Here is an 11,267-nt window from a genome sequence, read left to right as displayed (position 1 = left end):
GAGGGAACATGGGATTGTCAGTGCGTAAGTCAGTGAGAGTGGGCCCGTTCAGGTTCAACCTCTCGAAGTCTGGAATTGGTGTTTCCGCCGGTATTAAGGGCCTCCGGGTTGGAACTGGGCCGAGGGGCAATTACATTCACATGGGGCGCGGAGGCTTTTACTACCGCCAAACCCTCCCATCCAATGGCTCGGCCCCTGCCATTGCATCACCCAAGCCGGCGAGAGCGCCTACCCCGGTAGTCGATATCCCATCGCATACACACGAGCCCCTCAAGGAAATCGATAGTGGCAAGATCGGCTTGATGGTGGATTCCTCATCGCAAGCGCTCGTCGACGAGCTGAATACCAAGCGAAAGCGCTTGCGCCTTTGGCCCTTCGTCGCCGCCCTCACCGTCGGCGCGTTTGTCCTCTCGGCGAAGCAGCTGCCACCCTGGGCACTGCTTACCCTACTCATCATTGGCGGCCTGCTAATAGCCGTAACGTACTACTGGGATCTGCTGAGAAAAACGACGGTCATGCTCTACGACATCGAGTCAGAATTCGCCGGTGTCGTCGAGCAATTGCACACCGCCTTCGACGGCGTTCGAAGCTGTCGCGCAACCTGGCATCTTCAGGCGCAAGGGAAGGTACATGATCGCAAGTACCACGCCGGCGCCAGTCACCTGGTGACCAGAAGCTCGATCGCACTCGGACTGCAAAACCCGCCCTTCGTCAAAACCAACGTTGCCACCCCCAGCATCCCCGTGGGCCGCCAGACCCTCTATTTCTTCCCGGACAAGGTGCTCGTGTTCGAAGCCAACGGGGTCGGCGCGGTGTCCTATGAAAACCTGCGAATCGACATCTCTACGACAAACTTCATCGAAGACGGCGCCGTCCCGAAAGATTCCGAGATCGTCAGCAGAACCTGGAAGTTTGTGAACAAAAAAGGTGGCCCAGACAGGCGCTTCAAGAACAACCGAGAACTGCCTGTCGTGCGCTATGAGGAGGTTCAGTTTTCGAGCAACACCGGCTTACTCGAGCGCATCCAGATATCCTGCGTAGGACGCACATCCAGCTTGGCCCAAGCTATCGGCAGAATCGGCAGAGCAAAAGGCGAGCGCCAGTAGCCATTGCGTAGTTGCTACCACGTCCGCAGCGACGAGGCTAAGGAGCGGGATGTAGCCACTCAGCGTGCTGATTGAGCGCCGCTGAGAGGGCTTGGCCACGACCGGCCAACGTTTTCTCGCAGACCAGGAGGCGCTCAGCTCTCTGGCAGATAGAATGGGCTTTCTCGTTTCAAATTGGAAAGTGGGCGATGTCAGAGCGGACGTACACGAAGGAACAATTGCAGGTCATCGAGCACGCAGGTGCCCATGCAATTGTGGCGGCAGTGGCAGGCTCGGGAAAAACCGAGACGCTGATTGGCCGCGTCCGGCATCTTCTGCGCGACATCAGCCCAGCCCATATCGCCGTCGTCATGTTCAACAGGGACGCCGCCCTATCGTTCCGGCGGCGTTTCGAGCAGGCAGTCCAAGGTACTGCGCCTGAAATCAGGACGTTCAACTCGATGGGCAACAAGATCGTCAATCGACTTGTCCAGAACGGGCTGCTTCCAGAAGCCAGGATAGAACCCAAGGATCATCTGCGGACGAAGATTGCCAAGGACGCTTTCACCCAGGTGTTTAAAGCGATCAACGGCAGCAACGTCACGCCGGACAAGGAGTTGATCGATGGATTTATCGCCTTCTTGCTGCTGGTCAAGTCGAGCACGCACAGCCCCGAGGAGGTGTTCGAAACACGCCAGTACGGGCCGATAACCCAAGGGTACGTCGAGGCATTTCGTCTCTATGAAGAGCACCGGGCGCAACTGAAGGTCAGGTTTTTTGAAGATCAGCTGTACGACCCCGTCAAGCTGATGCTGAGGCAACCCGCGACACAGCGATACGTTCAGAACCGGGTTGATCACCTCATCGTCGATGAAGCCCAGGACATGAACGGCATCCAGATCGCTCTGCTGAAAATCCTCGCCGGCGATCGGGCCAAGGTCATGCTCGTCGGGGATGAAGACCAGGCCATCTATGATTGGCGTGGTGCCGAACCCGACTACCTCATCCGGGGCTTTGAACAAGACTTTCCAGAAGCCACCCGATACACCCTGCCGCACACGTTCCGCTTTGGCCACATGCTTTCGATCGCGGCCAGCCAGGTAATCAGCTGCAACACCAATCGCAACCCCAAGATCAGCATCTCTGCGGAGGGCACACCGCGCACGCGTATCCACTGCCTGCCGCTGGCCCTCGGGCTGGCTGACCTGGGAGAACACGTAGCAGAGCGGCTCACCTCCGGGCTGAAGCTCCAGGACATCGCGGTGCTGGTGAGGACCTACGACCTGAGCGTCACCTTGGAGCTGGATCTGCACCAACGCGGTATCCCCTATCACGTCTATGGCCGGCCGCCGCTGATGCGTATTCCCGAGATCAGCGCGCTGCTCGGTGTCCTCCAGTTGGCCAGTGGCCGCTGGAAAACCTTGGATGCCAACCAGCTCCGATACGTCATCAAGAGTTTGATGTACCGCCCTACACTCTACTTGGACAAGGCAGCAATAAACCGTGTCGTAGAGCTCGTCGTGCGTCAGCCAGAATGCCTTGTTGAAGCCATCCGCTCGACCATCACACTGCAAACCAAAGACTATCAAGCCAACCAGATTCGTGACCGTGCGGATTTGCTTGAGATCCTGGCGACCGCCACCGATCCGCAGGATAAGGTGCTCACCGTCCTGGATCGCTATCTGCTGGCAACGGAGTTCGAACGCAATATCGAAAAGCAGTCCCCCACCGCGGATCAGGCGGCTGCCGTCATGGCGAACGTCCAGGCCTTCCGTCTCATTGCCAGCCGGCATGAAGGCAGCATCGACGCGTTTCTGGATAGCATCGACCCGCTCATCGACTCATCGGCCATGGAACCACCAACAACGCCACACGTGTGGATCAGCTCCATTCATCGAGCGAAAGGGGCACAGTGGTCAAGGGTCTTCGTACCTGGAGTCGTGAGAAGCGGCTTTCCCAGAGACGACCTAAGCGCCGATGAAATCGAGGCAGAGCGCCGGCTGTTCTACGTGGCCATCACGCGCGCCGTCGATGAGGTTTTCATTGCTCACCCCAACGACCTGGAGTTTCAGCGCAGCCTGGAGCGCCCGGACATCACTGAAACGCATCCGGAAACGAGCTCCGTATCTCGCTTTCTTTGGGAGATGGATATTGCCTTGGCTCGGCATGCAGGAGCCGCTGTCGAAGAAGGACGCTTCGCGGCCCTTGGAGAGGTAGACCGCCCCGAGGTCGCGAATACCTATTTCGCAACCTTCCCTTTCTCTAAAGACTGGCGCTATGCAAAGCGCCCACAGCCGCCCTCACCCGCGTCCGCGGGAGCAAACCACGACGTCGTCGGCGCGGCAAAAGGAACGCGGGTAATTCATGCCATCTTCGGGAGTGGAACCATCGACAGATGGATCGACGATCGCGTTCTGCGAGTCGTTTTTGACGATGGGGATACGCGTCTGCTGGTGGCCAGTATGGCGCCGATGAAGATAGCGTCGGCATAAAGACGGTACTCTAGGTCAGTAAGGGCGTCACTCGACACCATGTACAAGCCAATGGGTATCACATTGCGCGGAGTTCTATCCCATTTCCACGGGCAGTTTGAAAAGGGCTGAAAACTTCGAATCTTGCCGGACGACTCATGGGTTAGGGCTTAGTAACCGCGAAGGATGTGACTGTAGTGGTCTACTGATCCCGGACACCGATTTAGGCGAAAATCCTCGCCGAGAGAGAAGTGTCTGATGAGCAAGCAACGGCGTACGTTTTCCGCTAAGCTAACAGTACCCGCTGTACATTCGTCCCCTGTTTTGGGAAAGTTTGATTTGCAGCTACATGTATCTGCGCGCGCCCCTAGAGACCTGCACAGACTGCTCGAAATGGCAGTTCATGAGTTGCAGGAGAAAATCAATACGAATGGAACTGTGGCAATGAACGAGCACAGGAAATACCCCAGAGGCATGTCGGGCACCCTGGGTAACTACCAGTTCGAGCTTGGCATTATCGGCGAGGCCAGCCATGAGTGACTCAAATGAAGCTAAGGTAGCGAAGTGGATGGAGAAGGAAACGCTGGCTGAGCATCTGGGGCCTCTGCTTGAACGTTACGATGTAAAATACCGTGGGCATGGGATTATTTATGTCGACCACGAACAATACAATATTTTAACCATTCAGCAAATTCTTGCGGACATGAGTTCCTATCTAGGCGTTTCAAAAGAGCTGATTCGCTCTAGGTTGATAGACTTTGGTTGGCTCATCGATGTCCGCAGAGTCTTGCCTGTCCGGGACAGTGCTGCGCGTGTCATTGACAATCTGGAGTCTTGGGCGGCGGACGAACCAGAGGAGAATGCCCCCGAAATGGACGATCAATATGACCGAGATTAACTCCAAGTCACGCCCTCCCTTGGCTGCGAGACTGTATGCACCCAGAACACTTTGATTTATCTAGCTCTCCATTCCTACCGGTTGCGACTGAAACCTGCTTAAGTTTGTTAGGTGCTAATGGCGCAAAATCTCTTACCGATCTGACGGATCCAGAGCTGGCTGCGATCTTGGTGATCCAGAACTTGGCGAGTGAGGCAGCGGAGCAGCTCACCTCTCATTGGGTAGAAAGTGTTCTGGCCAAGCTCATTGCTTGGGCAGTTGACACTCGGAAAACAGAGGCCCCAGGATTATTGTCGGAGGCACAACGACTTTTTGAGCCGGGTAAGTTCTACTCTGGTTGCAAGGTTGCTAAACGTTTGAATCTGCGATTTCTCCTCCCTGATGAAGTTTCAGCACGGGATTACTTGTTGCCAAATGGAAAATGGGATGTCACATTTAAGGCCCGCCACTGCAGAAATAAAAGCCCGTTTAGCGAGCAGGTAGTTACGCCCTGGCACCGTGAGCGATGGTTGACCCCTGCGCAGGACAAATTGATCAGGACTTTCCGCGCCAATCTGGATGAACACCTGCATATTCAAGGTTATGCAGGGATAGGCAAGAGCCATCTGTTAGGCGCCCTGAGAGAGTGCCTGCGCCCCGAAAACACGTTGGTGCTGGCACACACAGAGGGAAAGCTGGAAGCTCTTCGCAGACGCATGGGCGGAGCGCATGCCAAGGAAACGAGCTTTACCTTCATGAGGTTCGCACAGAGTCTTCTGCCCGTATACAGACCTCAATCTGGGAGCGCGCCGGCCAGGAACCCAAGCAAGTTAGCATTGTCGCAGGAGCTGAGTATCCTCGGTCTTGCTGGATACGATAAGCTTGCGACGCTGAATATCTGTTTGAAGGTGATCGAGCGCTATTGCCAGTCTAGAGACGTCTTGCTATCAGCCAAGCATCTACCTAAGTTTCAGCCCCCCCTGTCTAACTTGGATACCAGGGTGCTTCTGCAATATTCAAGTCGTCTATGGATGTACGTTGAGGCAAATCCAACCTTGGACAAACTGGTTGGGCTCGAGACGTTACTGCCGATAAAGCGCGCAAGTCTAGCGGGCTGTGTGGTTCCGGCGCGTTATTCCCACGTCCTCATCGACGAAAGCCAGGACCTCCCTGAATCGCTGCTTCAAATCATTGAGCGTGGCCGCCAAGTGCTAATTACCCTTGGTGATGAATATCAACAAGCCGGTGGCGCAATAGTTAATAGAAAACGTGAAGTTAGGCGAAGCGATATTAGCTATTCCGTTCGCTCAGGTCGTAACGTCGAGAGCCTGGTCAACCCACTAATCTACCGGCACTCGAAGAAAGGTAAGATCCCCTTCGAAGGCGCTAGCGAAGATGACGTCGTTATCAAATATTACCCCCAGAACTTTCTGCCCTCAGACGGTTGCGTAGTACTGACTGCATCATACTGGGACACGATGAGATGGATCATCCAGATGAACGCCGTCGAGCGACCGCTAAGTCTATGGAATGCAAACGCGCTGATGGATTTTAAGCAGTTTATGGCTACCGCCATAGCACTGTTCAAACCGGACTTCTACAGAGTCGATCAAATTAGTGGTGGACCGCATCTGTATTTTAGTGAGACGTCTAACTGGCAGCAGGTGCGTGAGGCGAACAAGTATGACGGGGCGTTTCTTTGGGTGGAGGCTGAACTGGAAAAAGGCTTCAATATTGCCGATATGAACCAGCTAAAATGGATGCTCGGCCAGCAAGACAAAAGCTGTACTATAATGATGGCGAGAGAGGCCGGAGGGATGGAGTTCGACCGAGTCTTTCTGACCCCTGAGCTACTTACAAACGAAAAATTCAAAAATTCGGATGAGTTCGATGAACAAATCTGTGCTGTATACATTGCGATATCTCGTGCAAAACGGAAACTCTACCTTCCTTGCGACGTGATCGAGTGGGTCGAACTTCACAACCGCCAGCAATTCCGCGAGCTGAGTGGCTACTAATTGAGTTTGCCCTCACGCCAATCAGCTTTGGATCCAAAAGCGAGAATGGGATTCGTTCACTCTTTGCCGCTTGCTGCCAGTCAGCATCGGGTCTCGGATTGAGATGCACTCGAAATCGCCATGCAGCTGAATGGTGAAAGATGGCACATTGCCAACAAAATACCCTTCCCCGCTACCGTTGTTTTATCGTTGTTGCCAGCCCTGATCTGGCGGAAAAGCCCGCTCCATGAATCGTCATGGAGCTTCCCATGTTTCAACTCCTTTCCTGGATATCCAGGAAGCCGTCCCCCACCCCACCAACCAAAGCTGCCCCAGGGGGATTCATCCCTCCTCTGAGCAGCATGGAACTGCTCGGCACGCCTCGGCGCCGGCAGCTACTGGAGAACATCTGGCAACGTGCCTCGCTATCCAAGCAGCAATTCGAGGAGATCTACCGGCGGCCACTGGCCAACTATGCAGAGCTGGTCCAGCAGCTCCCTGCCTCGGAAAACCATCACCATGCCCATCCAGGCGGGATGATCGATCACGGCCTGGAGATCGTGGCCTACGCACTCAAGGTACGGCAGACCTACCTGCTCCCGATCGGCGCAGCGCCGGAGTCACAGTCAGCCCAGGCTGAAGCCTGGTCGGCCGCCGCGGCGTATGGCGCCCTGGCTCACGACATAGGCAAGATCGTCGTAGACCTGCAGGTGGAGCTGCAGGACGGCAGCACCTGGCGCCCTTGGAACGGACCGATCAACCAGCCATACCGCTTCAAGTACGTGAAGTCCCGCGAATACCAGCTCCACGGCGCTGCCTCAGCACTCCTCATCCACCAACTGCTACCGCGCACGGCACTCGATTGGCTCAGTCGCTTTCCAGAGCTGTGGGCTCAATTGATCTACCTGTTCGCTGGGCAGTACGAGCACGCCGGGATCCTCGGCGAGATCATCGTGAAGGCAGACCAGGCCTCAGTTGCACAGGAGCTAGGAGGCAATCCGGATCGAGCTCTGGCTGCACCGAAGCAGTCGCTGCAGCGGCAGTTGGCAGACGGCCTTCGCTTCTTGGTGAAGGACAAGTTCAAGTTGAATCAACCTAGCGGCCCGTCCGATGGATGGCTGACCCAGGACGCACTCTGGCTGGTGAGCAAGCCTGCCGCCGATCAACTGAGAGCCTACCTACTGGCCCAGGGTATCGAGGGGGTGCCCTCCTCCAACGCGCCGTTCTTCAACATGCTTCAGGACCAAGCCGTCATCCAGACAAATGCCGAGGACAAGGCCATCTGGACGGCCACGGTAGACAACGGTGCTGGATGGAGAAACAAGTTCACGCTACTCAAGATTGCTCCAGCCTTGATCTGGACAGATGCTGCCGAGCGCCCCTCACCCTACAGCGGATCACTGGTCGTTGAAGATGGAACCGCCTCAACGGAAAAGCCGGAAACGACCTGTGAAATTCCCAACGAGCCGGCTGAACAGCAGCAAGCACCAGAAACGAAGATGACGCTCCATCAACCTGCGCCGAGCGTTGCGAAACCGTCAAACGAGATGCGGGCGATTGCGGAGCCCTCAACTGATGACCAGGAAGAAACAGACGATTTGTACGCGCTTCTTGGTAATATCACTTCGCCATCAGAAGAGCTAGACACTAGCCACGACTCACCGGCTGCTTCTCCTACGAACACTCGCGGGGAGGAGAACCTACAGCAGCCACTAGGGAACAAGGAGCCAACAGATTGCGCTCCTGAAGCAGTTGAAGATGTATTTATGCCTAGCAGAAGCACTGATCTGGGACAGGGATTCGTTGGCTGGATGAAATCTGGTATCGCGACCCGTCGCCTGTTCATCAACGACACCAAGGCTTTGGTGCATACCGTCGACGGGACCGCCATGCTGGTCACGCCAGGAATCTTCAAGCGTTATGTCCAGGAGCATCCAGAGCTCGAAAAGCTGGCCCAGGCCAAGGATACGACTGGCTGGAAGCTGGTGCAGCGCGCGTTCGAGAAACAAGGTCTTCACCGAAAGACCAGTAAAAACCTGAACATCTGGACCATCAAGGTTTCTGGTCCTCGCAAGACGAAAGAGCTCAAGGCCTACCTGCTCCAGGATCCCAAATTGCTGTTCCCTGAGCAGCCTCTGGACAACCCAAGCCTCACGGTCATCACCGATGCCGAAGGAGGTGTGGAATGACGCCGCAGCAGCTCACCGAAGAGTACATCTTCGCGCACGATCTCCGGGAAGCCAGCGCGAAGATCTACCGCGCCGCGACCAAGGCGCTGCTCAAGCACTTCGGTCCTACGGCAACCGTACAGGACGTGGACCACCGGGCTGTCCTGGGATGGCGGCGCAAGGTACTGGAACAAGGCCTGTCGAAGCGGAGCTGGAACACGTACTCGAATCATCTGCGGACGATCTGGGGCTATGCCATCGAGCACGAGCTGGTGACACACTCCCAAGTCAACCCGTTCAGAAAGACCACCGTCATCCCCCCCAGGCGAGCAAGCAAAACCGTCGCCGCCGAAGCCATCCTGCGCGCCCGCCATTGGCTCAACATGCAGGTCGGCGCCGAGCGCGGCACCGGCGAACGCGCACGGATCACGCCCGCCTGGTTCTGGCTTTGCACGTTTGAGGTCTTCTACTTCACCGGCATCCGGTTGAATGCGCTGTTGTGCATCCGCAAGCGCGACATCGACTGGGAAAATCAACTGATCCTCATCCGCGGCGAGACAGAGAAGACTCACAAAGAGTTCGTAGTGCCAATAACGGAGGGGCTTGTGCCTCACCTATCGAGGCTCCTGCAAGAGGCCGATAGAGCCGGATTCGCCGATGACGACCAGTTGTTCAACGTCAACCGGTTCTCGCCGCACTACAAGAGCAAGGTGATGAACTCCGACCAAGTCGAAGCCATGTACCGGAAGTTGACCGAGAAGGTTGGGGTGCGGATGACCCCGCACCGTTTCCGGCACACCCTGGCCACCGACTTGATGAAGGCACCCGAGCGGAACATCCACCTCACGAAGTGCCTGCTCAACCACTCGAATATCCAGACCACGATGAGCTACATCGAGGCCGACTACGATCACATGCGTACCGTGCTGCATGCTAGAAGCCTGGCCCAAGGCGCGCTAGAGAATATCAGGAAGGTGGATTACAGCGGCTCCCCGCAAGCCTCTGCCAAACCGAAACCATGCGGGCAACCTCTCGCTCGAGTGAGTGAAGCGCCGCCACCGGAGGCCAGGACAGAGCCTGCAGAACCAAGGGAGCACACACCATGGACAGGCATTCAGGGAGGTCCAACCGCGTGGGAAGCAGAAGCGCTACCACAGCCACCTGACACCTTTGAGCAAAGCGTGCTGTTCACTCTGATGGCTCAACACTTATCGAACCGTGCCGCCTCGGCGTCCGCGGCTCCCGCTGCAACAAGTGGAACTGGTGGATGGGGATCTGCCGCCCGAAGCAGTCTCGCCTAGCGATACCGGTACTGAGGGGCCGGCTACCGGACGAAAGGTAGCCGCGCCTCCCAGCAGATCGCTAGGCCTGTAGGAAAAATCTGGAATTACCGAGAGCGCCTGGATTCCAGCGCCGGCATGCTGGCAGAGCCTCGCATTTTCAAGGCCAACACCGCAGTACCCTCTGTAATCGCTGATTACGTCGGGGGCACATTGCTACGCCTGCAGAATGGTTTTAGGGCCTTAGAAACAGAAAAGCCCACCTAAAAAGGCGGGCTATTCCATATTGACATCACGTCAATGCGGGCCTAATGTTCGGCCCAGACGGCTGCAAGGCTAGAACGGTGCAACACCCCCTTCCTAGACCTACGCAACTCGCCCCTCTGAAAATGGTGGGTCGTGTAGGATTCGAACCTACGACCAATTGGTTAAAAGATAATTGGTTGCAGGCCTAGAACCCTCATCAGGAAGAAGCCAGAACTACTACCGCCGCAGCCTCTAATGACCCCACATTAGAGGCTGAGAACATGATAGCGACTTCGGTCATTTCCACGAAGGGTGGTGCAGGCAAGACTACCACCACCGCCAACCTCGGTGCGATCTGCGCCGATGCCGGCCTAAAAACCCTCCTCATCGATCTGGACCCCGTCCAGCCCTCCCTATCCTCGTACTACGAGCTTCCGGAAGTTGCCCAGGGCGGCATCTACGACCTGCTCGCCGCCAACATAACGGACCCGGCGAGGATCATCTCCAGGACGATTATCCCCAATCTGGACGTCGTGATTTCCAACGACCAGAACAATCAGCTCAACAACCTACTGCTCCAGGCACCCGATGGCCGGCTACGCCTGGCGAACCTGATGCCCGCTCTGAAAGAAGGCTACGACCTGGTGCTGATCGACACCCAGGGTGCGCGCTCAGCTTTGCTCGAAATGGTTGTGCTTGCATCGGACCTGGTTGTTTCCCCCCTCCAACCCAACATGCTTACCGCCCGTGAGTTCAACCGCGGCACCATGCAAATGCTCGACGGCCTACGCCCCTATGAGCGTCTCGGCATGCGGATCCCCAATGTTCAGATCGTCATCAACTGCCTGGACCAGACCAATGACTCCCGGGCAATTCACGAGAATGTGCGTGCCATCTTCGATGAGCATCAGGACATTTCTGTGCTCGAAACGACTGTCCCGGATGCCGTCGTGTTTCGCAACGCAGCATCGCGCGGGCTACCAGCGCACCGCCTCGAAACGCGGCAACCCTCCAATCGCACATCAGCGCCCGCGCTGGAAATCATCCGCAACCTGGCCATCGAGGTCTTTCCCGAGTGGACTGACCGCTTCCTGGCGCTGACGCCGGAGGCGGTTGCAGCACTGGTCAAGGGAGGGCGCTGAC

At 56.5% G+C, this 11,267-nt stretch carries 8 protein-coding genes and 1 pseudogene; all 9 read left to right on the top strand.

From position 1 onward, the window contains the following. Positions 1 to 8 precede the first annotated feature (8 nt). Positions 9 to 155 (top strand): annotated as a pseudogene (locus tag VQ065_RS31980) (DUF4236 domain-containing protein); the annotation flags it as partial. Between the two features lie 147 nt (positions 156 to 302). Then, positions 303 to 1,106: a hypothetical protein gene (locus tag VQ065_RS09700; RefSeq protein ID WP_196714317.1), complete on the top strand. Its 804-nt coding sequence runs from the start codon at positions 303 to 305 to the stop codon at positions 1,104 to 1,106. A 218-nt stretch (positions 1,107 to 1,324) separates the two neighbouring features. Next, a complete protein-coding gene (locus VQ065_RS09695; RefSeq protein ID WP_169309823.1) occupies positions 1,325 to 3,577 on the top strand; it encodes an ATP-dependent helicase in 2,253 nt (750 codons plus the stop codon). Between the two features lie 237 nt (positions 3,578 to 3,814). Beyond that, positions 3,815 to 4,096: a hypothetical protein gene (locus VQ065_RS09690; protein ID WP_123788624.1), complete on the top strand. Its 282-nt coding sequence runs from the start codon at positions 3,815 to 3,817 to the stop codon at positions 4,094 to 4,096. Then, positions 4,089 to 4,454, top strand: coding sequence for a hypothetical protein (locus tag VQ065_RS09685; RefSeq protein ID WP_023098801.1), 366 nt, complete (start codon positions 4,089 to 4,091; stop codon positions 4,452 to 4,454). Before VQ065_RS09690 ends, VQ065_RS09685 begins: the two co-directional genes overlap by 8 nt. A 35-nt stretch (positions 4,455 to 4,489) precedes the next feature. Next, entirely contained in the window at positions 4,490 to 6,451 is a 1,962-nt protein-coding gene (locus tag VQ065_RS09680) for a hypothetical protein (RefSeq protein ID WP_003086135.1), read from the top strand. A 248-nt stretch (positions 6,452 to 6,699) separates the two neighbouring features. Further along, positions 6,700 to 8,619: a MobH family relaxase gene (gene mobH, locus VQ065_RS09675; RefSeq protein WP_023098802.1), complete on the top strand. Its 1,920-nt coding sequence runs from the start codon at positions 6,700 to 6,702 to the stop codon at positions 8,617 to 8,619. Further along, positions 8,616 to 9,899, top strand: a complete 1,284-nt coding sequence (locus VQ065_RS09670; protein WP_003086133.1) for a site-specific integrase — start codon at positions 8,616 to 8,618, stop codon at positions 9,897 to 9,899. The genes mobH and VQ065_RS09670 overlap by 4 nt, the downstream gene beginning before the upstream one ends. Positions 9,900 to 10,405: 506 nt before the next feature. After that, positions 10,406 to 11,266: a ParA family protein gene (locus tag VQ065_RS09665; RefSeq protein ID WP_012076835.1), complete on the top strand. Its 861-nt coding sequence runs from the start codon at positions 10,406 to 10,408 to the stop codon at positions 11,264 to 11,266. The last annotated feature ends 1 nt before the right edge of the window (position 11,267 follow it).

It is taken from the genome of Pseudomonas sp. KBN10P06128, assembly GCF_037574945.1.
Lineage (GTDB): Bacteria > Pseudomonadota > Gammaproteobacteria > Pseudomonadales > Pseudomonadaceae > Pseudomonas > Pseudomonas aeruginosa.
The sequence above is the reverse complement of the archived record's forward strand: the minus strand, read 5'-3'. Positions and strand labels throughout refer to the sequence as shown.

What these genes read in the sequence shown, in the direction of transcription:
- VQ065_RS09700 (WP_196714317.1), top strand. Translation starts at nt 303, where the DNA reads ATGGTGGATTCCTCATCGCAAGCGCTCGTCGACGAGCTGAATACCAAG.
- VQ065_RS09690 (WP_123788624.1), top strand. Translation starts at nt 3,815, where the DNA reads ATGAGCAAGCAACGGCGTACGTTTTCCGCTAAGCTAACAGTACCCGCT.
- VQ065_RS09685 (WP_023098801.1), top strand. Translation starts at nt 4,089, where the DNA reads ATGAGTGACTCAAATGAAGCTAAGGTAGCGAAGTGGATGGAGAAGGAA.
- VQ065_RS09680 (WP_003086135.1), top strand. Translation starts at nt 4,490, where the DNA reads ATGCACCCAGAACACTTTGATTTATCTAGCTCTCCATTCCTACCGGTT.
- mobH (WP_023098802.1), top strand. Translation starts at nt 6,700, where the DNA reads ATGTTTCAACTCCTTTCCTGGATATCCAGGAAGCCGTCCCCCACCCCA.
- VQ065_RS09670 (WP_003086133.1), top strand. Translation starts at nt 8,616, where the DNA reads ATGACGCCGCAGCAGCTCACCGAAGAGTACATCTTCGCGCACGATCTC.
- VQ065_RS09665 (WP_012076835.1), top strand. Translation starts at nt 10,406, where the DNA reads ATGATAGCGACTTCGGTCATTTCCACGAAGGGTGGTGCAGGCAAGACT.